Source organism: Modicisalibacter radicis (assembly GCF_900961225.1).
Lineage (GTDB): Bacteria > Pseudomonadota > Gammaproteobacteria > Pseudomonadales > Halomonadaceae > Modicisalibacter.
On sequence record NZ_CAAHFN010000076.1, the window covers coordinates 1 to 26,433 of the forward strand.

The 26,433-nt window shown below is 61.7% G+C and carries 28 protein-coding genes, 1 tRNA gene and 1 pseudogene; 26 read left to right on the top strand and 4 right to left on the bottom strand.

The annotated features are described in order from the left end of the window. The 13 genes and pseudogenes from HR9077_RS13970 to HR9077_RS22485 all read left to right on the top strand — a co-directional run. Window positions 1-239: DUF2345 domain-containing protein (locus tag HR9077_RS13970; RefSeq protein WP_136067615.1), on the top strand; the 239-nt coding region annotated here is incomplete at its 5' end. Further along, window positions 236-1,123 carry a DUF4123 domain-containing protein gene (locus HR9077_RS13975; protein WP_136067616.1) on the top strand — a complete coding sequence of 296 codons (888 nt, stop codon included), beginning with the start codon at window positions 236-238 and terminating at the stop codon, window positions 1,121-1,123. The genes HR9077_RS13970 and HR9077_RS13975, both read left to right, overlap by 4 nt. After that, window positions 1,116-3,776, top strand: coding sequence for a T6SS effector BTH_I2691 family protein (locus tag HR9077_RS13980; protein ID WP_136067617.1), 2,661 nt, complete (start codon window positions 1,116-1,118; stop codon window positions 3,774-3,776). Before HR9077_RS13975 ends, HR9077_RS13980 begins: the two co-directional genes overlap by 8 nt. Then, window positions 3,776-4,774: a DUF6708 domain-containing protein gene (locus HR9077_RS13985; RefSeq protein ID WP_244613247.1), complete on the top strand. Its 999-nt coding sequence runs from the start codon at window positions 3,776-3,778 to the stop codon at window positions 4,772-4,774. The genes HR9077_RS13980 and HR9077_RS13985 overlap by 1 nt, the downstream gene beginning before the upstream one ends. Window positions 4,775-4,778: 4 nt before the next feature. Beyond that, on the top strand, window positions 4,779-4,910 hold the full coding sequence (locus HR9077_RS22350) for a hypothetical protein (RefSeq protein WP_280178443.1): 132 nt from the start codon (window positions 4,779-4,781) through the stop codon (window positions 4,908-4,910). Continuing rightward, entirely contained in the window at window positions 4,910-5,173 is a 264-nt protein-coding gene (locus HR9077_RS22200; protein ID WP_244613249.1) for a hypothetical protein, read from the top strand. Before HR9077_RS22350 ends, HR9077_RS22200 begins: the two co-directional genes overlap by 1 nt. Before the next feature lie 176 nt (window positions 5,174-5,349). Beyond that, window positions 5,350-5,922: a DUF6708 domain-containing protein gene (locus HR9077_RS22205; protein WP_244613250.1), complete on the top strand. Its 573-nt coding sequence runs from the start codon at window positions 5,350-5,352 to the stop codon at window positions 5,920-5,922. A gap of 84 nt (window positions 5,923-6,006) precedes the next feature. Continuing rightward, window positions 6,007-8,415, top strand: coding sequence for a T6SS effector BTH_I2691 family protein (locus tag HR9077_RS13995; RefSeq protein WP_280178444.1), 2,409 nt, complete (start codon window positions 6,007-6,009; stop codon window positions 8,413-8,415). A 2-nt stretch (window positions 8,416-8,417) separates the two neighbouring features. Beyond that, entirely contained in the window at window positions 8,418-9,374 is a 957-nt protein-coding gene (locus HR9077_RS14000) for a hypothetical protein (protein ID WP_136067619.1), read from the top strand. Window positions 9,375-9,390: 16 nt separating this feature from the next. Next, window positions 9,391-9,582: pseudogene (locus HR9077_RS14005) on the top strand (phage baseplate assembly protein V); the annotation flags it as partial. A 57-nt stretch (window positions 9,583-9,639) separates the two neighbouring features. After that, entirely contained in the window at window positions 9,640-9,951 is a 312-nt protein-coding gene (locus HR9077_RS14010; protein ID WP_035410216.1) for a DUF1153 domain-containing protein, read from the top strand. 119 nt (window positions 9,952-10,070) lie between these two features. Beyond that, complete coding sequence (locus tag HR9077_RS14015; RefSeq protein ID WP_244613252.1) at window positions 10,071-10,607, top strand: DDE-type integrase/transposase/recombinase; 537 nt, start codon at window positions 10,071-10,073, stop codon at window positions 10,605-10,607. Further along, window positions 10,583-10,756: an integrase core domain-containing protein gene (locus HR9077_RS22485; protein WP_458692921.1), complete on the top strand. Its 174-nt coding sequence runs from the start codon at window positions 10,583-10,585 to the stop codon at window positions 10,754-10,756. The genes HR9077_RS14015 and HR9077_RS22485 overlap by 25 nt, the downstream gene beginning before the upstream one ends. A gap of 275 nt (window positions 10,757-11,031) precedes the next feature. On the opposite strand, the gene HR9077_RS14020 is transcribed toward HR9077_RS22485, so the two are convergent. After that, window positions 11,032-11,108, bottom strand: a tRNA-Pro gene (locus tag HR9077_RS14020). Window positions 11,109-11,314: 206 nt separating this feature from the next. On the opposite strand from HR9077_RS14020, the gene HR9077_RS14025 reads away from it, so the two are divergent. After that, window positions 11,315-11,689, top strand: coding sequence for a CidA/LrgA family protein (locus HR9077_RS14025; protein ID WP_136067620.1), 375 nt, complete (start codon window positions 11,315-11,317; stop codon window positions 11,687-11,689). Beyond that, a complete protein-coding gene (locus HR9077_RS14030; RefSeq protein ID WP_458692922.1) occupies window positions 11,682-12,404 on the top strand; it encodes an LrgB family protein in 723 nt (240 codons plus the stop codon). Before HR9077_RS14025 ends, HR9077_RS14030 begins: the two co-directional genes overlap by 8 nt. Window positions 12,405-12,423: 19 nt before the next feature. Here the strand turns inward: HR9077_RS14030 and HR9077_RS14035 are convergent, their stop codons facing one another. Then, entirely contained in the window at window positions 12,424-12,813 is a 390-nt protein-coding gene (locus HR9077_RS14035; protein WP_136067621.1) for a hypothetical protein, read from the bottom strand. Window positions 12,814-12,997: 184 nt separating this feature from the next. Beyond that, window positions 12,998-14,458, bottom strand: a complete 1,461-nt coding sequence (locus HR9077_RS14040) for an SLC13 family permease (protein ID WP_136067622.1) — start codon at window positions 14,456-14,458, stop codon at window positions 12,998-13,000. A 184-nt stretch (window positions 14,459-14,642) separates the two neighbouring features. Between HR9077_RS14040 and HR9077_RS14045 the strand changes: the two genes are divergently transcribed. From HR9077_RS14045 to ihfA, 10 genes are all read left to right on the top strand, one after another. Continuing rightward, window positions 14,643-15,110: a DUF2489 domain-containing protein gene (locus HR9077_RS14045; protein WP_136067623.1), complete on the top strand. Its 468-nt coding sequence runs from the start codon at window positions 14,643-14,645 to the stop codon at window positions 15,108-15,110. A 37-nt stretch (window positions 15,111-15,147) separates the two neighbouring features. Then, window positions 15,148-16,293: an amidohydrolase gene (locus HR9077_RS14050; protein WP_136067624.1), complete on the top strand. Its 1,146-nt coding sequence runs from the start codon at window positions 15,148-15,150 to the stop codon at window positions 16,291-16,293. Between the two features lie 285 nt (window positions 16,294-16,578). Further along, window positions 16,579-17,463 carry an OmpA family protein gene (locus HR9077_RS14055; protein ID WP_136067625.1) on the top strand — a complete coding sequence of 295 codons (885 nt, stop codon included), beginning with the start codon at window positions 16,579-16,581 and terminating at the stop codon, window positions 17,461-17,463. Window positions 17,464-17,752: 289 nt separating this feature from the next. Further along, complete coding sequence (gene thrS / locus HR9077_RS14060; RefSeq protein ID WP_136067626.1) at window positions 17,753-19,648, top strand: threonine--tRNA ligase; 1,896 nt, start codon at window positions 17,753-17,755, stop codon at window positions 19,646-19,648. A 37-nt stretch (window positions 19,649-19,685) separates the two neighbouring features. After that, on the top strand, window positions 19,686-20,225 hold the full coding sequence (gene infC, locus HR9077_RS14065; protein WP_280178449.1) for a translation initiation factor IF-3: 540 nt from the start codon (window positions 19,686-19,688) through the stop codon (window positions 20,223-20,225). 93 nt (window positions 20,226-20,318) lie between these two features. After that, a complete protein-coding gene (gene rpmI / locus HR9077_RS14070) occupies window positions 20,319-20,513 on the top strand; it encodes a 50S ribosomal protein L35 (RefSeq protein WP_136067627.1) in 195 nt (64 codons plus the stop codon). Between the two features lie 37 nt (window positions 20,514-20,550). Next, window positions 20,551-20,904, top strand: coding sequence for a 50S ribosomal protein L20 (gene rplT, locus HR9077_RS14075; protein WP_136067628.1), 354 nt, complete (start codon window positions 20,551-20,553; stop codon window positions 20,902-20,904). Window positions 20,905-21,037: 133 nt separating this feature from the next. Next, complete coding sequence (gene pheS, locus HR9077_RS14080; RefSeq protein WP_136067629.1) at window positions 21,038-22,057, top strand: phenylalanine--tRNA ligase subunit alpha; 1,020 nt, start codon at window positions 21,038-21,040, stop codon at window positions 22,055-22,057. Window positions 22,058-22,083: 26 nt separating this feature from the next. Then, entirely contained in the window at window positions 22,084-24,468 is a 2,385-nt protein-coding gene (gene pheT / locus HR9077_RS14085) for a phenylalanine--tRNA ligase subunit beta (protein ID WP_136067630.1), read from the top strand. Between the two features lie 29 nt (window positions 24,469-24,497). Beyond that, the gene (gene ihfA, locus HR9077_RS14090) at window positions 24,498-24,803 is read left to right on the top strand and encodes an integration host factor subunit alpha (RefSeq protein WP_136067631.1); all 306 of its coding nucleotides are present in this window, start codon (window positions 24,498-24,500) and stop codon (window positions 24,801-24,803) included. Between the two features lie 149 nt (window positions 24,804-24,952). Here the strand turns inward: ihfA and HR9077_RS14095 are convergent, their stop codons facing one another. Beyond that, a complete protein-coding gene (locus HR9077_RS14095) occupies window positions 24,953-25,264 on the bottom strand; it encodes an SCP2 sterol-binding domain-containing protein (protein ID WP_136067632.1) in 312 nt (103 codons plus the stop codon). Window positions 25,265-25,396: 132 nt separating this feature from the next. Between HR9077_RS14095 and sohB the strand changes: the two genes are divergently transcribed. Then, on the top strand, window positions 25,397-26,431 hold the full coding sequence (gene sohB, locus HR9077_RS14100; RefSeq protein WP_136067633.1) for a protease SohB: 1,035 nt from the start codon (window positions 25,397-25,399) through the stop codon (window positions 26,429-26,431). Window positions 26,432-26,433: the final 2 nt, after the last annotated feature.

The following is a 26,433-nucleotide window of genomic DNA, read 5'->3' on the forward strand; positions in this document are numbered from 1 at the left end:
CTGCCGCCGAGGAGATCCTGCTGGTCAGCGGCGGCGCCTACGTGCGCATCAAGGGCGGCAATATCGAGCTGCATGCGCCCGGCAAGGTCACCGTCAAGGGGGCGACGAAGAATTTTGGGGGGCCGACGGAGATGTATGTTGGCAAGCCGGCATTGCCCGAGGCCGATGAACCCATCTGTGTCAGTTGCTGGTTAAAAGCACTGAAGGAACAACGAGCCTTGGTCAAGGTGCAGTCATGAGCCTAAGTGATGAAGCGTTGAAGTCACGTGTTTCTGGGTATGTACAAGGGCTGGAGGATGTCGAGCGGGGCTCAGCCTCGGTCTGTGCCGTCATCGAAACCGGCCTGCTGAGTGAAGATGAGCGCAATGCGCTGTGGAAGCGCTTTAGAGGCCATCCTTGGCTGCAGCAGTCCCAGTTCCAGGTGCTGCAACCTTTGGGGCCCTGGCTGTTCGACGATGATATCGAGACGCTGCTTTCCGATGTTTACCCTCTGGCGGAGCGAGGCTTTCACGGGGTGCTGATTACCCATCAGCCAGTGGCCCAAGAGGCGGTGAAGTTGGGTAAACTCTGCGTCGTGAAAGACGCCAATGGCGAAGAGCAGTTGCTACGTTTCTATGCGCCCAACGTCATGCCGGTTCTACATCGCTTTTCGGACATGCCTTGGTACGATCGGCTCTTCGGCAGTTTAGGGGCATGGTGGTTACCTGGGCTGGACGGGTGGGAAGAATTCGCGGGTGGTTGGGAGAGCCTTGAAGGGGCGGTCGATTCCGAGGAAACGATCACGTTGACGCCCGCGTTACTGCAAGCCATCGGCAGCGACCCCATGACCCATCGAATATTGGGCGAGTTGGAGCAGTCGTCGCCAGCGTTGTTCAATACGGCATGCCCTGGTCTGCGTCTGGCGATGGTGGATAAAGCCATAGAATCGGCACGCGCTTCCGGCTTTGATGACATCCAGGACTTGAGCGTCTATGCCGCGTACTGCGTGGCTTACGGGATGCAGGTAGTGGGCGAACCAGATTTCTTCCGGGCGGTCGAGATGTCCGCGCAAAGGCCGCGTTCATTGGCGGAGAACTTGAAAGCGGTCGCGTCACACAGCGTTAGCGAGGAACATCATGGATAGCCTTCTCGATCCCTTGAGTATCGGACAAGGCATTGGCGATAGACTGTCGGCGATGCCGCAGACCGATGACGACGGCACGACGGTGGACTGTAAGAAATCGGTCAATATTCTGCCACTACGTTACAGCGCCGTTTATGCAGAAGACGACGATAGTGCTGCTCTTGCGAACGTGCCCGAGTATCAGGGCGAGCCGGTGGCAGATATCGGCCTGTCGCAGGCTAGGTATACCGCGCGCTTTCTGCGGGAAGGCTATCTCTATGTCTTGCTGAACCGCCTGGGCACGTACCGCTGGGAGCACTGCTACTACGTCTCCGCCGATGCCTTGCTCACTCGGATCAACCCCTATGAGCCGACGAGAGAGGGCGGGGGGACTCCTTACTTCTCCATCAATGACGTGGAGGACGTATCAGAGGGGTACATGCTCTTTCTGCCGGACCCGCTGAGCGTACGAATGCTCGAACGGCTCAAGTCGAACGCCCGGCTCAGAGAGCCCCTGCAGCGCTTTGCCATCGCCGAGCTGGCGCATAGTTGTAGTGGCGAAAGTGTCATTCCGCCTACGATGCTGCAATCCCAGATAGCGGAATATGTTGGCTGGCAAGATGAGGCCGTGGGCGAGTTGTTGCAGAAACAAGCCTTTCCCTCGCTGACCGATCCGTTCGATGAAAATGCGCAGCCGGCCGATTTGAAAAACTACTGGTCGCGTTTCGAAAGCCTACAGCGAGCTTTGGATGGCCTCCAGGGCTTTGCGGTCGTCCTCGGCGATGCCATCGGCATTACTCAGGAGCTGAACAACCACCGTAACGACGCGCTGGAACCGCTGCGGGACTGGATGGAAAAAAAGGATGCGGATGGCCTCACCAACGAGCAGCGCTTCTATACCTCGGAGCTAATACGAGATCTCCGCGAGAACTATGTCAAGGGACGGGTCAATGCCTTTGCGCAGAGGGACGTGACGAGTTTTAGGTCGCGTGCCGGGCTGCGGTACATGCCTCACGTGCGGGCAGTGGGCGAAGCGGAGATTGGCGGCAACAGCCAGCCGACCGCTCGCGACTACGAGCTGGCCGAGGAGTACGAGGAACGGCAAGCGGAGATTCTCGAATCGAGCTCCCGACGGATCACGGCAGAACGTGGCGCGGAGTTTCGCCAGGAATACGATAGCCAGTATGCGCCGTTGCTGGATCAGAACGCACGGCAGGTTTTCGACGATAGCATGGCCGAGCAGTCCCGTCGCCAGGAAGCCCTCATGGCCGCCAGAGTGTCTGACCACCTCGCCTGGCTTCGTGGCGCACCCTTTCTCGATGCGCTGGATTATTACGACTCGCGTGAGCCGATCTGGGGCTGGGCCTACAGCATTCAGGTCGTGCAGGCCACGGTAGGGATGGAGGGCACCGGAGAGGGCGCTGCGCTGCTGGATCAGTGGTGGCGCGACATGAACATGAACGATCGCTCGAATCTTGCCTGGGCGGTCTACTGTCTCAATCAGTACGATATCCGCCGCGCCGGCCAACAGGATATCGAGTCGTTTCGTGCCAAGGACACACAGGTCGCCGATACCGACGACAGTTGGATGGGGCCCGAACCTCAGAACATCCTGCAAGGGTTCAAGCACCTCACCACGGCGTTCAATACGGCCAACGCGGCGCTGGAGGGCGAGACACCCGACTGGTTCCGTTCGAACCGGCTGGGCGTCACCATGGCCTGGTATACCCAGTTCATGAAAGGGTTCTTCGAAAAGGCGCGCAGCGAGACCATGGACCGAACCACGCTGCGGATTTCCCTTGGATTGATGCGGGCGCAGCTTGCCCGACATGCCGCGCAGATCGGCGTCAACCGCCGCTGGTTCAGCAAGGGCTCGGCACGTGAGCTCGCCAAGGCCAAACGCTTATTGTCACGAGACATGCAAGCGGCGCTGGAGGGCAACGGCAGCCAGTTCATGCAGTTCCGGCTGGGCGTGGCGGTCGCGATCATCGAAAGCTATGCGCTCTACCAGACGCTCTCCAAGCAGGACAAGGATGCGCGTGATTACACCAAGATAGCGGGCGCCTTCGTGCTCGTGGCCAGCGCCATCGCGGACACGGCGGCGTCCAGCATCAATATGGTCATGGTGATGGGGAAATACCATTCGACGGATGTCGGCAGGGCCGCTCAATTCCGTCTGGGCGGTTTCTCGTTCTGGGGCGGGATGCTGGCGTCGGTGGGGGCATTGTTTTCAGCGATAGATGATCTGCAAGAGTTCGCTGTTCAAGTGAAGAAAGATAATACCATCCTTATTTTTGCGTATGGCGCAAGATTTTTAGCTAACGTGGGTATAGCTATTCTCGGTACGGCAGTAACACTGGCGTCATCCGCCGCCTTTTTGTCTCATGTTGCGCAGCAGGGCAAAACCGCGCTGGCGAGACAGTTGGCCGCTTTGCTGGCGCCACTGGCTCGCTCCCTGGCCACGGCTGCCATCCGTGGTGTGATGTTGGCCGGTTTTGCCATGGTCTCCTGGGCAGGCATCATTCTGACGATCGGGTTCTGGGTTTTCGGCGACGATGCGCTGGAGGCGTGGTGTAAACGCTGTGCCTTTACCACGGAAGGCGCTCCCGACTATTACGCTGACTACGCCGAAGAGGTCGGCGCCTTTCACCAGGCTTTACAGGACGTGACCTGATGTATTTCGTTGAGTGGCTGATGCGCCGCACCCTGACGGCGAGCAAGAAGGATATCACCGGGTTCGAGGGTGATATGAAGCAGTTCGAGAAGACGACCGAGAAGTACGGTAAGCAGTATCGCGGAATGCAGGAGCGGCAGGTCAGCGACGCGCCATCCGATGCACGCTCTATCTACAAGATGAACGACACCTATATGGATGTCAGAACCTTCTTTGATGAGTGGCGGGGGGGGGGGTTGTTGGGTCTAAGTCCTCTATTGTTAGGCTTGTTTTTTTTTCCATATTTCTTATTGGGGCTGAGCAGTATTTTTTGGACTGGAGTGATGCCTAATACGGGTAGGTCCGCTGAGACTATAGACTATTTGGCAACAGTAGGTACGTGGGGTCTATGGTTGATTATGGTGGCTGCATTTGCATATCTCTTCTGGATATTCCGCATGGAGTGTCTGGTTCAGCGGCATATCGTGGTTCGCTTCAATCGCAAGACGCGTAAGATCTATATCAATCGGCCCAGCTTCGCCGGTGGCAATAAAGTCTACGACTGGGACGACGTGATCGCCTCGGTCGACCCTGACGATCAGGTGGTGACCAAGAAGCGCAAGCGGGAAATCCTGATGCTGTTCTTCTTCAAGCAGCGCACCGGTGCGCAGTATCATGACGTGGTCTTTCTCGGGGCGCCGCTGCGCAGCGACCATGAGCTCTATGCGCTATGGGAGTACATTCGTCGCTATATGGAAGAGGGGCCGGATAGCATTCCCAAACCCAACTGCATTCCCCGTTTTCCCTGGCCGTGGCGATCGCTGCTGGCCCCCTGGAGTTTTCTCGAGAACAAATGGGCCGCGGCGCCCTGGAGCCCGCGCATGATCGCGCTGGTGCTGATCGCTTCGCCGGTCATGCTGCTTCACGCGGTGGCGCACTGGTGTTCGCTGCTGCTGTGCTGGCCGGTGTACTGGCCGCGTCAGCTGCGTCGGGAAAGCACGGCCTCCGAGCCGGTGTGAGGGAATGTTCGGCGATGACGCGCTCGAGGCGTGGTGCAAGCGCTGTGTCTTTACCACCGAGAGCGAGCCCGATCATTACGCCGACTATGCGGAAGAAGTCGGTGCCTTTCACCAGGCCTTACAGGACGTGACCTGATGTATTTCGTTGAGTGGCTGATGCGCCGCACCCTGACGGCGAGCAAGAAGGATATCACCGGCTTCGAGGGTGATATGAAGCAGTTCGAGAAGGCGACCGAGAAATACGACAAGCAGTATCGGGGCATGCAGGAACGGCAGGTCAGCGACGCGCCATCCGATGCACGCTCCATCTACAAGATGAATGATACCTATATGGATGTCAGGACTTTCTTCGATGAATGGAGGGGGGGGTATTGTTGGGGCTTTCGCCTTTGCTGCTAGGGTTGGTTATCTTTCCTATTCTTATTCTTCCGGGCCTGACCAATATTTTGTTTACTGGTGTGGTTGCTGAGGCGGGTCGAGCAGCAAGTTTTGGGGATTACGTTGGTGTGGTGGGTCTTTGGTGTATCTGGTTTGTGATGCTGGCTGCATTTTGGTACCTCTTCTGGATATTCCGCATGGAGTGTCTGGTCCAGCGCCATATCGTGGTCCGTTTCAATCGCAAGACGCGTAAGATCTACATCAACCGCCCCAATTTTGCCGGTGGCAATCAGGTCTATGACTGGGACGACGTGGTGGCCTCGGTCGATCCCGACGATCAGGTGGTGACCAAGAAGCGCAAGCGCGAAATCCTGATGCTGTTCTTCTTCAAGCAGCGCACCGGTGCCGAGTATCACGACGTGGTCTTTCTCGGGGCGCCGTTGCGCAGCGATCACGAACTCTATGCGCTGTGGGAGTACATCCGCCGCTACATGGAGGAGGGGCCGGAAAGCATCCCCAAACCCAAGTGCATTCCCCGTTTTCCCTGGCCGTGGCGCTCGCTGCTGGCCCCCTGGAGTTTTCTGGAGAACAAGTGGGCAGCCGCGCCCTGGAGCCCGCGCATGATCGCGCTGGTGCTGATCGCTTCGCCGGTCATGCTGATTCACGCGGTGGCGCACTGGTGTTCGTTGCTGTTGTGCTGGCCGGTTTATTGGCCGCGTCAGCTGCGTCGGGAAAGCACGGCATCCGGAGTGACGCCGGCCGGCCGTTGATCACCGGCCGGCCTGCATCCTGCGCTGTATGCGACTCGGCTACTTTTATCTGCATTTCCCGAGCGGCGACGCCGAAGGTGTCAGATGGCGCAAGTATGCTGTCACCAGCGACAGCAACTTCATTCCCCTGCCGCTCGACGGCCAAGCGGCCCCAGGCATGGAAAAAGCGAGGCCTGTCGTAGATCCAGCGACTGGCAGATGGCCCGCTGTGTCACCATCAGCCGGCCCGAGCAGGTCACCCAGGCCTGGCTAGTGTTCTCGGACACCGATTGGAATGACAGCATCCGCGCCGAGGTCGAGCGCGACCCATCGGCACGCATGCAGTTTCTCAATCCTTCTCTCTGTATCTCCCCGGCAGCGAGTCAGCCCCACACCGCACCGCTCTCGGCACTGACGGAGTGGGTCAGCGAATACCGGCCCAATACGACCCAGAGCTTTCGCAACACGGTGGCCGATCAGGACGATCCTCAAAACACCGCCACCTTCGAATCCGTCTATCCGTTCCACTGGCGCGCCTTCGAGGCCGAGGACCTGATCGAAACGGCCGAGCGAAAATCGCAGGGGCGATCCATTATCTTCGCCACGCACGACCCGCGCGGTATCACCGTCGAGCTCAACGCCGAGCAGATTCAGGCGGTGGCGGCGTCGCTGCAGCGGCATAGCTGGCGCATCACGTCCTGGGAGGGAATACAGGCCATCAAGGCTGCCGTCATGCGGCCCTCTCAGCAGCAGCGGCTGGGCGACGATGTCATCGGTATGCTGCAAGACGATCTTGATGCCGCCAGGTCGGGGCTTGACTTGGCCAAGGGAGAGAATTCCGAGGGCAATCGCCAGATCATCGATTACTACGAAGAACAAATCGCCACGCTCGAAAGGCAGATTCATGATCGTATCAAAGACCCGGAAATCCTCGAAAAGCGGGGCGAGCTGGCCTGGCAACGCACACGTAACCAACACCTCGGCCTGATCGAACTGGATACCACCGAGTATCTGCGGCTATCTGACGAGGCCATCAAAAAGGACATCCAGCAGACCGTACTCGCCGATCTCGAGACGGCTCAAACAGAGATTCATGTGCCGCTCTCCCAAGATCACGCCACCTGGCTACAGACCGATGATCTCAAGTGTCGCTTCCGATGCGACTATCGACAGGACGACCTGGACGCCGGCAACGCCTACACGCACCATTTCATCGAATGCATCGAGGATGCCGCGGACCGGGGCGAGTGCGACGAGGTCATCCAGCAGTGGGCGAGCCAGGGGAATCTGGACGATCCCTCGAACCTCCTGCTGCGCGCTTTGACCCTGAATCAGGATACGCATGCGGTCGTCATCAACGACCTGGCCAAGACACCGATTACTACCGGCAATGCCTACACCATTCTCAAGCGACTCAACGATACCTGGCGGGCCAGCCGAAAACACATGCTGAACCCCGAGGTCAGCGAGAACACGGCCAAGAACGCCTTCGCCCGGCTGATTCATCAGACCGGTGCGCCGGTGGCCAAGTTCCTCTCCCGCCAGATCGACTCGGCCGCCATGAACCTTTATTTGGCGGCCGCCATGCTCGGCAACGAGAAACTGATGATCCAGCGCCCCCTGGCGGGCACGCCGGAACAGCAACTGGCCTTCATGGCGGCAAAGATGCGCGCGCAGATTCCCCGTAACAAGCGCCCCAGTCAGCGCCAGATGGAACGGATCATGAGAAGCTGGCTGGCGGCGGGCGGGGACGAGCCCGTGCTGCGGGTTCCCCATGTCGTCCTGCTCGACGACACAATGTTGCGACAGGTGGCCGATGGCCCGGGGTCAGGCGGCGCCGCCCAGGCCAGATTGCTGAGAACCCAGCGCCCCCTCATGTTGACCCCGGACAATATTCGTGACACCGCCCTGCCACGCTTCCAGGCGTGGACCAATGGCGATATGCGGGTTGCCGCGGTGGGGCTGCTGTTCAGCACGGTATCGACCCTGTTCGCGCAAGACGCCATGAAGCAGGCAAACGTGTTCACCGACGAGGAAGCCACCGGACGCTTCGTGGCGTGTAGTGCCGGTTTGATTGGCGGTGTGCTGAGTGCAACGGAAACCGGCATTCAGCGGTTCGAAGCCGTGCGAGGGATCGATGAAATGACCAAAACCAAATTTGGCTTTCGTTGGACGGGGCGTTTTCTGGGTGCAGGCGCGGCTTGGGGATTTGCGTATTATGATTTTCAGGAGACAGTTGAAAACTACAATAAGGGAAATTTTTTCATGGCTGCTTTGTATGGTTTTTCAACTGGAGTTAATACATTGCTAGGTTTTATGTCGATCTTTACCCGTTTTCTCGCCGGTGGAGCCGGGGTTATCTTTTTGATCGCACTGGGCATCGCCCTGTTGATCGAGTCCTTCCAGGACAGCGCGGCGCAGACCTGGCTCAGGCACTGCTTCTATGGCAGCGACGAACGCTGGCCCGATATCGGGACCAGTGACAAGGAACTCCGACAAGTACTGGTGGGCTGATCATGAACAAGGTGCAGCACAAGATCCTCGAGGCGGTTGGCGTCTACCGTCATGGTCGGCTGACGTATTCGACGTTTTCCCGGGAACATACCTTCGATATCAAGCAAGCGCAGACGACGCCCGAGGTGCCGGCCTCGGTGTTTGCCAGGCGGAATAACTGTCTGGTGCTGGCAAATGCCTGGTTTCGGGAAAGTGGTATGTACCTCTCTTGGGGAACGCTGGGAGGGACCGTGCTTTTGGCTATATTCATGTATCTGGCCTTGATAATGCCATGGCTTTCTGAAGTCGAGATTGGTGTTTCAGGTGGGCTTCTTTTAGTATTTTTTTTAATTCTTGGCATATTTTTTTCTTATCCGCTTTTATTTTCTGCAAAAAGCGAGCTCAAGCTTCAAGGGTTGCGATACGTTATCTTCAATACCCACTCGAAAAACGTCCATTTCGTTAGCGACGTCGATTTCCAGCCGAGAAGCTGTCGTTGGGACGAATGCACCTTCTGCATCGCCTATTCGGCAGGTAGTATCGAAGGCTATTACTATGTGCTCAAGGGTTACTTGTTAAATGAGGATGGCAGCGTCAAGGACAGCTTCTCGTTCGATGACTACCATCATATGACGTCGAATAGCGATAAAGCCCGCCAATCGATGATCGGCGACCTCTCGGCACGCTTCGAATACGTGCGACGCTGCATGGAAGAGGGGGGCGATTCGGTAGAGCCCGTTCCGGTGTCGCTCGGCCTGAAACCTAGCCTAGGGGAGGCCGCGGAATATCTGTTCCCGGGCGCCCGAGGCTCGACGAGACTGACATTTCATATCGTCTACTCGATTATACGCACACTGCTACTGCCCTTTGTGGGAGTACAAGTCGTGGGCCACTACTTCTTCTGCCGCTATTGTCGCTTACCGCAGTGGCCCCAGGCCGTGATCGATGAGTGCGGGGAAGAGATTTTTCCAAAGCGATGATCTTCACCATTTTTACGTTCAAATCCACTGGGACCGCCAAGGTCAGCATGACGAGAATTCCAGCGTCTGGCTGCGGGTCTCCCAGCCCAACGCCGGTGCCGGCTGGGGCAGCGTGTTCGTGCCGCGGATCGGCCAGGAAGTCCTCGTCGACTTCCTCGAAGGCGATGCCGACCGCCCGCTGATCACCGGCCGGGTCTACAACGGCGAGTTGAAGTGACCCCCTCCAGAGCTGCACAGGCTATAGTGCAGTCATCAGGAGGACAGGATGAGCGACGACACCCCCATCAAACGATGGACCGCGAAGCGCAAGGCGTCTGTGGTCATGGACATCTTCAAGGGCAAGACCACGGTCGCTGAGGTCGCGCGACAGCATGACCTCACCGTCTCCGAGGTCGAAGGCTGGATCGATGAAGCCCAGCGCAACATGGAAAACGGGTTCAAGGCCCGCCCCAAGGATATCCGCGAGCAATACGAGTCCGACTTGCGGGAAACCAAGGAGGCGCTGGGCGAGGCCCACTTGCAGATCTACGCACTAAAAAAGTGGCGTCGCCTGCTCGACGAGGACGAGAACTCGTAAGGTCGCTGCAGGCGGAAATGGCCCAGGAAGGCCAGGTGGTATCACTTGCCAAACTTTGTCGCTGGCTGGGTTTCCCTCGGCGCAGTCTGTATTACCGGCCAAAGGCACGGCCTCGTGTCGTGAATACGGACCTGACGGCCCGTGTGAAGCTGACGCTGGAACGCTTCCCCAGCTACGGCTATCGCCGGCTGGCGTGCGTGCTGGGCGAGAACCGCAAGCCGATCCAGCGCATCCTGCAGCTCAAAGGCTGGCAGGTGCGCAAGCGACCGCAGGGCTTCCGACCTCGCGCCAGAAGCTTGCCGTCGGTCACCTCACGGCCAGATGAGCGCTGGGCCACGGATATCACCCACGTATGGTGCGGTAAGGATCGGCGGGCCAGCTTGGCGGTCATCATCGACTGTTGCACGCGTGAAATCCTCGGTTGGCGATTATCGGACAATGGCAGCAGCAAGACAGCAGAGGCCGCCTTGGAGGAAGCACTGATTTATCGGCTGGGGGCACTGGGACACGTTCAGCAACCGCTGGCACTTCGCTCCGATAACGGGCTCGTTTTCAGTAGCCACCACTACACGGGCACGGTAAAGGCCTATGGCCTCACGCAGGAGTTCACGACGCCGTACAGAACGGGCTCGTGGAGCGCTTCTTCCGGTCCTTGAAGGAGGAGTGCATCTGGCTTCACCGTTTCGAATCGCTGGGCCAAGCCAGGGTCGTGATCGATCGCTGGATCCGGTACTACAACGAAGAGCGGCCACATCAGTCTCTGGACTATGTGGCACCCCGAGCACACCCAGCATTAACGGCGTAGGGTGTGCAGAAACCAGGGGGTCATTACAGACTGGGCGAAGCTGATGGGCGCCAGTGTCAGCCTGACCAGCGGCGGCATGCAGGCCATCGAGGGCTATACGACGATTCGTGCCGCCAGCCTGGGTACCGGCGAGGCCAGCGCGCTCGGCCGGGCGGTGAGCAGCGCCCCCTGGAAGATGACCGGCCACCTGCTTGGAACCTGGAAGTTCCGATGGTTCATGAAACGAAAACCGCCACCTGGGATTACCCGTAAGCGGCGGTTTTTCTTGATATTTCTGGTCGGAGCGACAGGATTCGAACCTGCGACCTCTGCAACCCCATTGCAGCGCGCTACCAAGCTGCGCCACGCTCCGACTGGTGTCCTGCTAGGGCTGGGGACTCAGCTTTTGCCGAAGCCCGCCCGATGGACGAGGCACATAATATCGATTTCCCCGCCAAATGCAAGCGAGAATTGCGCTTTCCTTTCAATCGCTTGTCGTTGCCGTTGAGCGGTTGCGGCGGCTGGCGTGCGACCTTCGTTGTACAATTGTCGCACGTAATGAATCCTGGGGGGGCGAAGATGCCATTGATCGTTGGAATGAGTGTGCTGCTGGGTTGCCAGTTCATCGGCGAGCTGCTGGTGCGGGCCATGGCGGTACCGGTTCCCGGCCCGGTGCTGGGGATGGTCGTGCTACTGGTTGGATTGTTGATCAACGGCCGCGTGCCGAGTGCGCTGCGAATGGCCGGCGAAGGCCTGCTGCGCTATCTGACATTGCTGTTCGTGCCGGCCGGGGTGGGGCTCATGACGCACTTCGGCCTGATCCGTGAGGAGCTCGGCATTCTGGCCGTTACCCTGGTGGTTTCCACGGCGCTGACACTGGCCGTTACCGCCAAGGTGCTCGATTGGCTGGCGCGCCGCCACCTGCGGGGAAGCGGGAGTCGTAACGGTGGCTGATATCGAACGTTTGTGGGTCTATCTATCCGGGAATCCGCTGGTATCGCTACTGGCCACCCTGGTGGCGTTCTATGTCGCCACGTACATCAACAGCTGGGCGCGTCACTCGCCGCTCGTGCATCCGGTGGTGGTGGCCATTGTCTTGCTCATCGCCTTCTTGATGCTGACGGGCATCGACTACGCCAGCTATTTCGAGGGCGCCCAGTTCATCCATTTCCTGTTGGGCCCGGCGACGGTAGCGTTGGCGATCCCGCTTTTCGACCACCGCGAGCGCGTGCGACGGCTGTTGCTGCCGATCCTGCTCGCTTGCGTGACGGGGATCGTGACCGCCGTGGGATCGACGCTGGGTATCGCCATGCTGCTGGGCGCGCAGCGCGAGACACTGTTGTCGTTGGCGCCGCGTTCGGTGACGTCGCCGATCGCCATGGGGATCGCCGAGCAGGTGGGCGGCATACCCTCGTTGGCGGCGGGGCTCGTGCTGCTGACCGGCTCGATCGGCTGCGTGCTGGGGCCATGGCTGTTTCGCTGGCTGAAGATCGAGGATCCCAGCGTACGTGGCTTTACCATGGGGCTGGTGGCTCACGGCTTCGGCACGGCGCAGAGCTTCGCGTCGTTCGGTGCCGTGGCCGGTGCCTTTGCCGGGCTGGCGATGGGGCTGACGGGGCTGCTCACCGCCTTTCTGCTGCCGCTGATCGTCAAGTTGTTCGGGCTTTGAGAGCCATCGGTCGGCGGGCTCAGATTTCATCCCAGATCTGTTCGCGGAAGTCGTGAGACAGCTCGCTGATTCGGCGCAGTCGGGCGAAAGCGGCATCGTTGATCTCGGTCACCGCCCGGTTATAGCAGTGCATCAGTTGCTCGGCGCTCTTGGAGCTCTTCTCATTGAAGCCACAGCGAGTCATGCGTTCGCCGGCCTGCGCGGTGAGTCTGATGAACTCGACTTCATGCTGGGCGATCTCCGTTGCCACGTCGAGCCAGACGAGCTGCAGGCGCAGCAGGCGAGACTGGGCGTCGAGACATTGCCGTAGCCACCAGTAGGGCAAGGACGTGGCCTGGAACGGTGGTGGTGTCTGGTCGTCGTCGCCGAACAGGACGGTCAGGGGTGAGATGGGGGTTGGCGTACTCATGATGGACCTCCTGGAGCACGGGTATCTCCTGACTATAGCCCTCGAGGCCAGGCTGCGCTCGGCAAGATGGTGGTCGAAATCGGTGCTTGATTGTCTCCGCCGAGACGGAGCGGGCAGAGGAGGCGAGGCCTTGCCGGGTGGTTCGGGAACAGGCTGCCGGCCCGGGGCCGGCAGCTCGTGAGGCTCACCAGAAGGTGTTGACCACGAAGTAAGCCACTAACGTGACGACGATCGTGCCGGCGATATTGAGGGCGAAGCCGGCGCGAATCATCGACTGGATCTTCATGTGGCCGGTGGCGAACACGATGGCGTTGGGGGGCGTGGCCACGGGCATCATGAATGCGCAACTGGCGGCGATGGCCGCCGGCACCGTGATGATCAGCGGCGAGACGTCCAGGGACATCGCCAGGGCGCCGAGCAGTGGCAGGAAAGCCGCCGCCGTGGCGGTGTTGGAGGTCACTTCGGTAAGGAAGATGATGATCAACACCACCATGGCGACCAGGCCGATCAGCGGTAGCACCTCGAACATCGAGAGCTGGTTGGCGATCCATTCGGCGAGCCCGGAGCTCTTGATCACCCCGGCCAGCGCCAGCCCGCCGCCGAACAGCAGCAGCACGCCCCAAGGCAGTTCCTTGGCCTGATCCCAATCGAGCAGCTTGATGCCGCGCTGGGTGCCGCTCGGCAGCAGGAACAGCAGCAGGCCGGCGGCGATGGCTATCGTGGTGTCGGATACCCAATCCAGTCCGATGTTGTTGATCAGCGGGCGGACGATCCAGGCCAAGGCGGCCAGCATGAAGATCACTCCGACGCGGCGTTCGGCCGGGGAGAGGCCCCCCAGCTCGTCCAGCTGCCGTGTGACCAGGTTCTTGCTGTCTTCGCCGGCATCCAGCGAGAAGCCGCCGCGGGTCAGCCACAGCCAGGCAACGACCATCATGATGATGCTCACCGGGAGCCCGACGACCATCCACTGGGCGAAGCCGATGTCGATATTGCGATCGTTGGACAGGTAGGCCGCCAGCAGGGCGTTGGGCGGTGTGCCGATCAAGGTGGCGATACCGCCGATGCTGGCGGCATAGGCGATAGCCAGGAGCAGGGCCGTGGCGTAGCGGTTGAGTTCCTGGGGGTCCTTGTCGCCGAGCAGGCTGATCACCGACATGCCGATCGGCAGCATCATGATGCTGGTGGCGGTGTTGGAGACCCACATGCTCAAGAAGCCGGTGGCGAGCATGAAGCCGGCAATCTGGCGGCGTGGCTGATAGCCGACGTACTTGAGCACGTTGAGGGCGATGCGCCGGTGCAGGTCCCAGCGCTGCATGCCCAGGCCGATCAGAAAGCCGCCGAGGAACAGAAAGATGATCGGGTTGGCGTAACTCGAGGCCGTCGGCTTGAGGTCGTCGATGCCCAGCGCCGGTACCAGGACCAGCGGTATCAGGGCCGTGGCGGGTATCGGTATCGCTTCGGTCGACCACCAGGTCGCCATCAGCAGTGCCAGGCCGGCGCAGTGCCAGGCGGTCGTCGGCATCTCGCCCGGGGCCGGTACGATCAGCACCAGCGCGAGCCAGAAAAGGCCTAGCCAGAGCCCGATGCGCGCGGCGGTAGAAGGCTGAGAGTCGGTTTCACGAGTATCTTGGGGGGTGTCGGGCACGCGAGGCCTCCTTGCCGTTTTCCTTTTGTGGGCTCTCTGCTGCAGGCTAGCCTGCTCCGGGCATGGGCGACAGGCCGGGCAGCATTCTATACCGCGTGTGGCACGGGATCATCAGTTACTGTTGGGTGGGCCCCCGGCGCCACGTATACTGCGCGCAACGATTACCGGGCCGGTGAGGCAGAAGATGAATCAATCGATGGGCTGGGTGCTGTTGGGGCTCGCGACAATCGCGGTCCTGGGGCTCGCCGCATACGCCTGGCGGCTCTGGCAAGAGGTGCGTCGGCGCGAACGGTTTCGTGCCGAGGAGGTGCGGCGCGCCAATGACAATTGTCTGGAAAACCTCGATATCATCGCGCGGGCGATGCAGGCCGAGCAGGTGGACCTGACCGAGGGCAGTCTGCGCTGCAAGGTACTGCTCGAGATCATCGACCCCCGCTTGCTCGAGCGGGAATCGCTGCAAGTCTTCGATGAGGTGCATCGGCGCACCGCGCACCTGCATACGCACACCGCGCGTCAGTCCCTGTCGCCACGCGAACGCATGAGCGAGGACCGTGAGCGGCTGGCACTCGAAGCCGAGTTGCGGCAACGAATCCTCGCGGCGGCGGGAGCGGTCGACGAGTTCGTTCGGGGCTGGCCGGCCAGCCTGCATTGAACGTGCCTTCTTCAACGTCAACGATGGAGTCATGGTGATGCCCCCGTCCCTGCTCGATACCCCTCTCGCCGATCTTCGCCACGCCCTGCACTCCTCGCCCGAACTTTCCGGCGATGAGGCCGGCACGGCGGATCGAGTGGCCGACTGGCTCGTCCAGGCCGGGGCGGACAGGGTGATTCGTCGCCTTGGCGGGCACGGCGTGGCGGGGGTGTTTCGTGGCCGCGAACCCGGCCCGCGGGTCCTGCTGCGGGCGGAGCTCGATGCCTTGCCGATCCGCGAGCAGAGCGAGCGTGCCTGGTGCTCGCAAAACGAGTCGGTGGCTCACAGCTGCGGCCATGATGGCCATATGGCTGCGTTGCTGGGGGTCGCGCAACGGCTCGCCGAACGTCGTCCGCGCAGCGGCGAGGTGGTCCTGCTCTTCCAGCCCGCCGAGGAGACCGGCGATGGTGCCGGTCGGGTGCTCGATTCGGCGGACTTCGAGTCGATCCGCCCCGACTATGCCTATGCGATGCACAACCTGCCGGGCAGGCCTCTGGGTGAAGTGTCGGTCAGGCCGGGGGTGTTCACCTGCGCTTCCCGTGGCCTGATCATTCGCCTGAACGGGCTATGCGCCCACGCGGCGCATCCGGAACAGGGGCGCAGCCCGGCGATGGCGATGTGCCGCATCCTGCAGGGGCTCAAACGTCTGCCCCAGCAGCTGCCCGACGACCACGGCCTGGTGATGATCACCCTGATTCATGCACGACTCGGCGATGTCGCCTTCGGTACCTCGCCGGGACAGGCGGAAGTCATGGCGACGCTGCGCACGGAAAGCGACGACATGATGCGCGCCCTGGCCGAGGCCGCTGTTGCCCTGGCCCGCGTCGAAGCCGAGGAGGACGACCTGGGCGTGGACATCGACTGGTGCGACGTTTTCGCCAGTACCGTCAACGCAACCGCCGCGGTGAACGCCATCGAGCGCGTCGCCGGCGAGCTGCGGATGCCGCTGGCGAGATTGCCCGCGGCGCATCGCTGGTCCGAGGACTTCGGCGTGTTGAGCGGAGGTTGCGAAGGGGCGATGTTTACCCTGGGAAGCGGGGAGGGCTGTCGGCCGTTGCATCACCCGGCCTTTGACTTCCCCGACGACCTGCTCGACCGGTCAGCCGCTATTTTCTGCGGTCTGGTCGACTATCATCTTGCATGATCGATGTTGCAGCGTATCCTTGTACAGGCTTCGTACAAGTGAGGGGGTTTGCACTGGCAAGTGCATTCCTTCACGCTGAGAGTTAACTGAAGTAAAGAATGCGTCATCGAGGGTGAACTGAGATGATGGCGGGAGAGCACTAGCCTAAATGGCGCATTTGTGCTTTCTTTTTCGAGGACAGGATAGGTGGAAAAACGTCCTGGCCGAGCTATTGGGTTCCGACTAGATTGGACCCGTCGAGTAACGACACGTTACGACAAGCGCTGTGTAAAGAAGGAGTCTTACATGAAGAAATCAACGACTGGCTTGCTAGTTGGGTCCGCACTTGTGCTTGGTCTTTCTGGCTGTGCGAGCTCCGGTTCCTCCTCCATGAGCGATACCCAGCAGGATGCCTGGTATCAGTCGCCTTTCGTCTGCGGCCTGGCAGGTGGTCTGATCGGTGGTGGAATCGGCTATGCATCCAGCAGCGATTCCGACGAAGACGATGGTGCGGCCATAGGCGGCGTCGCCGGTGCTACCGCCGGTGCCCTGCTGTGCGCCGATTATGGCAGCAATGTCGTCGACAGCGATGGCGACGGTGTTCCGGACGATCGCGATCAGTGCCCCAATACGCCGGCTGGCGTTGCTGTCGATGCATCCGGCTGCCCGCTCGACACGGATGGTGACGGCGTGCCCGACTACAAGGACGAGTGCCCGGGAACCCCGGCTGGCGTGGAAGTGAACGCGTCAGGCTGCCCGCTCGACTCCGACGGTGACGGCGTACCCGACTACATGGATCAGTGCCCCGACACCCCGGCTGGTGCCGAAGTCAACGCACTGGGCTGTGAAGCCGATGTCGTGCTGCGGGACGTCAACTTCGAGTTCGATTCAGCCACGCTGACCTCGCAGGCTGAAATGATCCTCGACGATGTCGCCTCCAAGCTCGATGCCAGCGAAAACGTTCGTGTGCGTCTCGAAGGGCATACCGACTCCATCGGTAGCGATTCGTACAACAAGGAGCTGTCCCAGCGTCGTGCCGAATCGGTCAAGGACTACCTGACCTCGCAGGGTATCGACGCGGACCGCATGCGCGCCATCGGCTACGGCGAAGAGCAGCCGATCGCGACCAATGAAACGGCCGCGGGTCGTGCCGAGAACCGTCGTGTCGAACTGGGCGAATGGACCCAGTAATGCCGACGACATGAGGCCGGCGTCTCGATTCGCCGGCTGAATGCAGGAAGGGGCGCCTCGGCGCCCCTTCCTCGTTTCCGGCTGCCCCGTGGCGGAGACGCCCGCCCCGCAGGTGGACTCGAACCGGGGCGCCTGCTAATGTAGGTGCCCGCACTTTTAGACGTCTGGCGGATCTCACGGCGTCGTATGCTCCGTGAGCGCCAGGCGGCAAGTGCCCAGCCTCGCCATACACCGATTTACGCGACACGTGATCCCTGGTATGGATCACCACTGCGCTTTAGGATCCTGAATGCCCATCGTGACCCTTCCCGACGGCAGTCAACGCCGTTACGACGCTCCGCTGAGTATCATGCAAATCGCCGAGTCGATCGGCCCCGGGCTGGCCAAGGCCTGCGTGGCCGGCAAGATCGACGGTCGACTTGTCGATACTGCCGATCTTGTCGAAGACGACGCCGAGGTGGCGATCGTCACCGCTCGTGACCCCGAAGGGCTCGAGATCATCCGTCATTCCTGCGCCCACTTGATCGGTCATGCCGTCAAGCAGCTGTATCCCGATGCCAAGATGGCCATCGGGCCGGTGATCGAAGACGGCTTCTATTACGATATCGATTTCGGCCGCTCGGTGACCCCCGACGATCTCGACGCCATCGAGCAGCGCATGAAGCAGTTGATCGACAAGGGCTACGATGTGGTCCGCGAGTATGTCGACCGCGACCAGGCGATGCTGACCTTCCTGCATCGCGACGAGCCCTACAAGCAGGAGATCGTCCGCGAGATTCCCGAGGGGGAGACGATTCGTCTGTATCACCATGAGGAATACACGGACATGTGCCGTGGACCCCATGTGCCCAATACCCGGCATCTCAAGGCCTTCAAGCTGACCAAGCTGGCCGGCGCCTACTGGCGGGGCGATGCCGAGAAGCCGATGCTGACGCGTATCTACGGCACGGCCTGGGACGACAAGAAACAGCTCAAGGCCTATCTCAAGCGCCTCGAGGAGGCCGAGAAGCGCGATCACCGCAAGCTGGCCCGCAAGCTCGACTTCTTCCACATGCAGGAGGAAGCGCCGGGGATGGTGTTCTGGCATCCCCGGGGCTGGACCCTGTGGCAGACGGTCGAGCAGTACATGCGCAACGTCTACAAGGAGGGCGGCTACCAGGAGATCCGCTGCCCCCAGATCATGGATGTCTCGCTGTGGAAGAAGTCCGGGCATTGGGACAACTACGCCGAGAACATGTTCTTCACCGAATCGGAAAAGCGCGAATATGCGCTCAAGCCGATGAACTGTCCGGGCCATGTGCAGGTCTTCAATTCCGGTCTGCGCAGCTACCGTGAGCTGCCGGTGCGTTACGGCGAGTTCGGTGGTTGTCATCGTAACGAGCCATCGGGGGCGTTGCATGGCATCATGCGGGTGCGGGCCTTCACCCAGGACGACGGCCACGTGTTCTGCACCGAGGCCCAGATCGAGCCGGAAGTCACCGCATTTCATCGTCAGGCGCTCAAGGTCTATCGCGATTTCGGCTTCGACGAGATTGCGGTCAAGATCGCCCTGCGCCCGGAAAAGCGCCTGGGCAGCGACGCGGTCTGGGACCGTGCCGAAGCCGCGCTGCGTGGTGCGCTCTCTGCCTGTGAGGTCGAGTGGGACGAGTTGCCGGGCGAGGGCGCGTTCTACGGCCCCAAGATCGAGTACCACATGAAGGACTGCCTGGGACGCGAATGGCAGGTGGGCACCATGCAGGTCGATTTCATGATGCCGACCCGCCTGGGGGCGCAGTACGTGACCGAAGCGGGCGATCGCCAGCCGCCGGTCATGCTCCACCGGGCTATCGTCGGTTCCATGGAGCGCTTCATCGGCATCCTCATCGAGCACTACGCCGGTGCGATGCCGTTGTGGCTGGCACCCCAGCAGGCGGTGGTGTTGAACATCACCGATGCGCAGCGCGAATATGCCGAAAAACTCGAGAAACGCCTGCAAAATACCGGGCTGCGCGTCAAGTCGGACTTGAGGAACGAGAAGATCGGCTTTAAAATCCGCGAACATACGTTGCAGAAGGTCCCCTATCTCCTTGTGGTTGGAGATAAGGAAGTCGAGACCGACTCGGTGGCCGTGCGCACGCGCAGCGGCGAGGACCTGGGCAGCATGACGGTGGACGCCTTCATCGACCGGGTGCAGGCCGAGCGGTAATAGCGACATCTTCCAAGGCAAAAGTGGAGACGGAACCATCAAGAGAAGCAACCCGAGAGGGCGCCCTCAGGAAAAGCGCCCACCAATGAACGAGCGGATTACCGAAGATCAGGTCCGCCTGATCGCCAGCGACGGTGAGCAGCTGGGCATCGTACCCACAAGCGATGCACTCGAGCGCGCCGAAGCGGAAGGTATGGACCTCGTGCAGATTTCCAATGCCGATCCGATCGTCTGCAAGATCATGGATTACGGCAAGTTCCTCTTCGAGCAGAAGAAGCAGAAGGCTGCTCAGAAGAAGAAGACCAAGCAGATCCAGGTCAAGGAAGTCAAGTTCCGGCCTGGCACCGACGAGGGCGATTATCAGGTCAAGCTCAAGAACCTGATCCGCTTCCTCGAAGGTGGCGACAAGGGCAAGGTCACCTTGCGCTTCCGGGGTCGTGAAATGGCACACCAGGATATCGGCCGCAAGCTGATGGAACGGATTGCCGCCGATCTCGAGGAGCTGGCCGCCGTCGAGTCCTTCCCCAAGATGGAAGGCCGTCAGATGGTCATGATCCTGGCCCCGAAGAAGAAGTGATCCGTCGGCAAGTGAACGGGTGGTCGCTGCACGCTGGTGCGTGTCGGGCCACCGGCCATGGATTTTCTAAAAAACCCGAGCGGAGTTATCTCCATGCCGAAAATCAAGAGTAACAGTGGCGCCGCCAAGCGCTTCAAGAAGACGGCCAACGGCTTCAAGCACAAGCAGTCGTTCCGCAGTCACATCCTGACCAAGAAGTCCACCAAGCGTAAGCGTCAGCTGCGCGGCATGAAGCAGATCCACGATGCCGACAAGGCATTGATCTCGCGCATGTTGCCCAACCTGTAACGCATTGGTCGAATTCATTTAACGTCAGGAGATTGCCATGACTCGTGTCAAGCGTGGTGTCGTAGCGCGCCGCCGTCACAAGAAAATCATGAAGCAGGCCAAGGGCTACTACGGTGCCCGGTCTCGCGTGTTCCGCGTCGCCAAGCAGGCGGTCATCAAGGCGGGCCAGTATGCGTACCGCGACCGCCGTCAGCGCAAGCGCCAGTTCCGCGCGCTGTGGATCTCGCGGATCAACGCGGCGGCTCGCCAGAACGGACTGTCCTACAGCCGCTTCATCGCCGGGCTCAAGCAGGCCGGTATCGAGATCGATCGCAAGGTTCTCGCCGATCTTGCCGTTCACGAAAAGGCTACCTTTACCGCCATCGTCGAGAAGGCCAAGGCTGCCCAGTAAGTGATGGCGCCGTCGAAGCCGCAAGCTTCGTCGACAGCATCGTGAACGCCGCAGGGGAAGAGCAGCCGCTCTTCCCCTGTTTTTTTGGACCCGGATGCCAGGGTCCCAGGATTCAGGATTCGGAGCGTAACGGATGGACCATTTACCGACGGTGGTCGCCGAGGCTCGTCAGGCCATTCAGGCTACCGAGAGCGTCGCCTCTCTGGACGAGGTACGGGTGAAATATCTCGGCAAGAAGGGCGAGATCACGGCGCTGCTCAAGGGGCTCGGCAAGTTGCCAGCCGAGGAGCGCCCCCAGGCGGGCGAGCGAATCAACCAGGCGAAGCAGGCGCTTGGCCGCGACCTCGAGGCGCGACGCGGCGAACTCGAGCGGGCGGCACTGAACGAGCGGCTGGCCGCCGAACGTGTCGACGTGACGCTGCCCGGCCGGGGCCAGTCCCAGGGCGGGCTGCATCCGGTGACGAGGACCCTGGAGCGTATCGAGGGACTGTTCACCCGGATCGGCTTCGATGTCGCGGTGGGCCCCGAGATCGAGGACGACTACCACAACTTCGAAGCCCTCAACATTCCCGCCCATCACCCGGCGCGCGGCATGGCGGATACCTTCTACTTCGATGCCACGCGGCTGCTGCGCACCCATACCTCGCCGGTCCAGGTGCGCACCATGGAACATCAGGCGCCACCGATCCGCATCGTCTGCCCGGGGCGGGTCTATCGCAGCGACTCGGATCTGACCCACACGCCGATGTTCCATCAGGTCGAAGGCCTGCTGGTCGACGAGGACGTCAGCTTCGCCGATCTCAAGGGCACCATCGAGGACTTCCTCCATGCCTTCTTCGAGCGCGACGATCTCTCGGTACGCTTCCGCCCCTCGTACTTTCCCTTCACCGAGCCCTCCGCCGAGGTCGATATCCAGTGCGTGATGTGCAGCGGCGAAGGCTGCCGGGTCTGTTCGCACAGCGGCTGGCTGGAAGTCATGGGTTGCGGCATGGTTCATCCCGAGGTGTTCCGTCATTCGGGCATCGACGCCGAGCGTTACAAGGGCTTCGCCTTCGGCATGGGCGCCGAGCGCCTGGCGATGCTGCGTTACGGCGTCAATGATCTGCGGCTGTTCTTCGAGAACGACCTGCGCTTTCTGCGCCAGTTCGCCTGAGCGAATCAAGGAGACGGGATTCCAAGATGAAATTTTCAGAACAGTGGCTGCGCGAGTGGGTCTCCCCGGATCTCGCGACCCGGGCGCTGGCCGACCAGGTGACCATGGCGGGACTCGAGGTGGACGCCGTGGAACGGGTCGCCGCGGTATTCAGCGGTGTCGTGGTGGCCGAGGTGCTGAGCCGCGAGCCGCACCCCGATGCCGATAAGCTGAGCGTGTGCCGGGTCGACGATGGTTCCGCGGAGCCCGTCCAGGTGGTTTGCGGGGCGTCCAACGTCGCCGGCGGCCAGAAGGTGGCCTTCGCTCGCGTCGGTGCCGTGCTGCCCGACGATTTCAAGATCAAGAGGGCCAAGCTGCGCGGCGTCGAATCGCGCGGCATGATCTGCTCCGCCTCGGAGCTTGGCCTCGAGGAGGAAGCCTCGCCGGGTATCCTCGAGCTACCCCTCGATGCACCTGCCGGCGTCGATTTCCGCGACTGGATGGGGCTCGACGATGTCACCATCGAGGTCGACCTGACGCCCAATCGGGGCGATTGCCTGAGCCTCAAGGGATTGGCCCGCGAGGTCGGGGTGCTCAACCGGCTACCCGTCGATGAGCCCGACGTGGCGGCACAGGCGGTCGTTCACGACGCGAGCTTTGCGGTCCATGTCGCCGCGGCCGAAGCCTGCCCGCGTTATGTGGGGCGTATCGTCAAAAATGTCGACGCTGACGCCGCGACTCCATTGTGGATGGTCGAGCGGCTGCGCCGCAGCGGCGTGCGTGCCATCCACCCGCTGGTCGATGTCACCAACTACGTGATGCTGGAACTGGGCCAGCCGATGCATGCCTTCGACCTGGCCAATCTCGAGCAGGCGATCGAGGTGCGCTACGCCCGCGAGGGGGAAACGCTGGTGCTGCTCGACGGCCAGCGGATCGCCCTGCGCGACGATACCCTGATCATTGCCGATGCCGAAAAGCCGCTGGCCATCGCCGGGGTGATGGGGGGCGAGTTTTCGGGGGTCGGCGAGACCACTCGCGACGTGTTCCTCGAAGCGGCCTTCTTCACGCCGCTGGCGGTGGCCGGGCAGGCGCGCTCCTATGGGCTGCACACCGATGCCTCGCATCGTTTCGAGCGCGGCGTCGATCCGGCCCTGACGCGTCAGGCCATCGAACGTGCCACTCAATTGCTGCTGGCGATCGCCGGCGGCGAGCCGGGGCCCTTGAGCGAGACGGCGAGCCCCGACCACCTGCCCGGTGAGCGGGAGATCCTGCTGCGCGCCGCGCGCATCGAGCAGTGCCTGAGCATGCCGCTGCCCGCCGACGAGGTGGTCGATATCCTGACGCGGCTGGGCATGCGGGTGACGGCACAGGGCGATGCGGGCTGGCGGGTCGGAGTGCCCAGCTGGCGCTTCGACGTGGCGATCGAGGAAGACCTGATAGAAGAGCTGGCGCGGATCCACGGCTACAACCGCCTGCCGGTACGTCGGCCGGCGGCGCGTCTGTCGCTTCAGGCCGATCACGAAGTGCGTCAGCCGCTGTCGCGGCTGCGCCGTCAACTGGTGGCGCGAGGCTACCAGGAAGCGATCAGCTACAGCTTCGTCGCCCCCGAGTTGCAGGCGCTGCTGGCGCCCGGCGTCGATGCACCGCGTCTGGCCAATCCGATCTCCAGCGACATGGCGGTAATGCGTGCCAGCTTGCTGCCGGGGCTGGTCAAGGCGTTGACCCACAACCTCAACCGTCAGCAGCAGCGGGTGAGGTTGTTCGAATCGGGGCTGGTGTTCAGAGGGGCACTCGACTCGCTGGAACAGACCGCGATGCTGGGCGGGCTGGTCTGCGGGCCGCGCGATCCCGAGGGCTGGGCCGCGCGCCGCGACAATGTCGATTTCTTCGATCTCAAGGGCGATCTTGAGAGCCTGCTGGCGATGGGAGGCGACGCCGACGCCTGGCGTTTCGAGCCCGCCGAACATCCGGCCCTGCATCCGGGGCAGACCGCCGCGGTGCTGCATCGGGGGCAGCGTGTCGGTTGGATCGGCGCCCTGCATCCGGCGGTGCGCGCCGAATTGGGGCTGAAGAGCGACCCGCTGGTTTTCGAAGTCGAGCTGGACCCTGTGGTCGAAGGGCGGTTGCCGAGCTTCGCTGCGCTGTCGCGCTATCCCGAGGTGCGTCGCGACCTGGCGCTGGTGGTCGACGAAGCCGTGGCCGTCCAGGCGCTTCTCGATACGCTGCGCGAGCGGGCCGGCGAATGGCTGACGGACCTGCACCTGTTCGACGTCTACCAGGGGGCCGGCATCGCCGAAGGCTACAAGAGTGTCGCTTTGGGCTTGACCTGGCAGCATCCTTCGCGCACGCTGAATGATGAAGAAATCAATCAGTTAGTCGAGGCGATCGTCGCCGAGTCGAAGCAGCGTTTCGGTGCCGAGTTGCGCGGCTGAACGTCGTCATCCAGCACGAGGGAGTGACAATGGGTGCATTGACCAAGGCGGAACTGGCTGAACACCTGCACACGGAGCTCGGCGTCTCGAAGCGCGAAGCCAAGACCCTGGTCGAGGCGTTCTTCGAGGAGATCCGGGGCTGTTTGCGCGAGAACGAGCAGGTCAAGCTTTCGGGGTTCGGCAACTTCGACCTGCGCGACAAGCGCGAGCGTCCGGGGCGCAACCCCAAGACCGGCGAAGAGATTCCGATTTCAGCCCGCCGCGTGGTCACTTTTCGCCCCGGGCAGAAGCTCAAGGCGCGGGTCGAGGCGTTCGACGGGCCCGCGCCGCAGTGATGCCAGCCGGCGCACGCTGATCGGCGAAGGGCCGCTCGGCAATGGCCGACCCGTAGATGAAAGGGCCCCGCCGTTTGGCGGGGCCCTTCTGGTATCGGTCCCCCACGTTGCCGGCGCCGCTTGGCGACCCGGCTCGCCAGCGTGGGCCCTCAGGGAAAGAGCTGGGTCAGCTTGGTCGCCAGCATCAGGTTGCCGCTGGCCTTGAGACGCCCGGACATGAAGGCCTGCATGCCGTTGAGCTCCCCGTTCAAGACGCCCTTGAGGGTGGCGCTGTCGGTGGACAGCGACACCGAGGGGTCGTCATGCTCGCCTTGCTGGATATCCAGCGTCCCGTCATCGACGGTCATGAAGTAGTCGTCGGCATCGGCGATGTGGAACTGGAAGGTCTCGTGCATGCCCTTGGCGGCTTGCGGGTCGAAACGAGACTTGAGATTGTCGATTACCTGAGTGGTTTCGCTCATGAAGTTCTCTGCAGCCTGCGAACGGGAAAGCCTTCGAGCTTATTTTGAACAGGCGTTTGAATCAAGCGTTACTCTTGGTCGGCCGGATGAACGACCATGTGGATTCTTGAATAGGCAACGAGGAGCAACAGGGTGAGTCAATGGTTCGCGGAATATGGCCTGTTCCTGGCCCAGGTGATAACGCTGCTCGTGCTGGTCATGGCGGCGCTCGCGGTCGTCGGCCGCGCCAGGGCCGGCCAGGCGCGCAGTCATCTGCGCATCGAGGAGCTCAACAAGCGTTACCGCGCACGCCAGCGGCAGTTGCGCCTGGTCGGCCTCGACAGAAAGCGCCGCAAGGCGGCGCTCAAGGCCTTCAAGCGTGACGACAAGCGCCGCGACAAGACCGACGGGAGCGATCCCGAACGGCGGCCCACGCTCTGGGTGCTCGATTTCCACGGCGACATCAAGGCATCGGGAACGACGCGGCTTGGCGAGGAGATATCGTTGATTCTCGACGTGATCGGCGAGCGTGACGAAGTCGTCATGCGCCTGGAATCGCCGGGCGGCCTGGTGCACGCCTATGGCTTGGCCGCCGCCCAGCTCGACCGCCTTCGCGAGGCGGGCGTGACGACGACGGTGTGCATCGACAAGGTGGCGGCCAGCGGCGGCTACATGATGGCCTGTTGCGCCGACCGGCTGCGTGCGGCGCCGTTCGCGGTGCTGGGTTCGATCGGCGTGGTGGCTCAGATGCCCAATGTTCACCGGCTGCTCAAGCGCCACGACATCGATGTCGAACTCCTGACCGCTGGACGCTACAAGCGGACGCTGACGGTGTTCGGCGAGAACACCGAGGAGGGGCGCGAGAAATTCGTCGAGGAACTGGAGAGCACCCACGAGCTGTTCAAGCGTTTCGTTGCCGAACGCCGCCCGGGGCTGGATATCGACAGCATTGCGACCGGCGAGACCTGGTATGGCAGCCAGGCGGTGGGCAGGGGGCTGATCGACGACGTGGGCACCAGCGAGGCCTACCTTCTGGAACGCATGCAAGCGGCGCGGGTCGTCACGGTGAGCCTCGAAAAGCGCCGCGGCGTGACCGAGCGCCTGGGCCGAGCCGTGTCGCTAGGCATCTCGGACGCCCTGCAGCGGGTCTACGAGGCGCTCGAGGCCAGCGGTTGGCAGCGCCGTTGAGG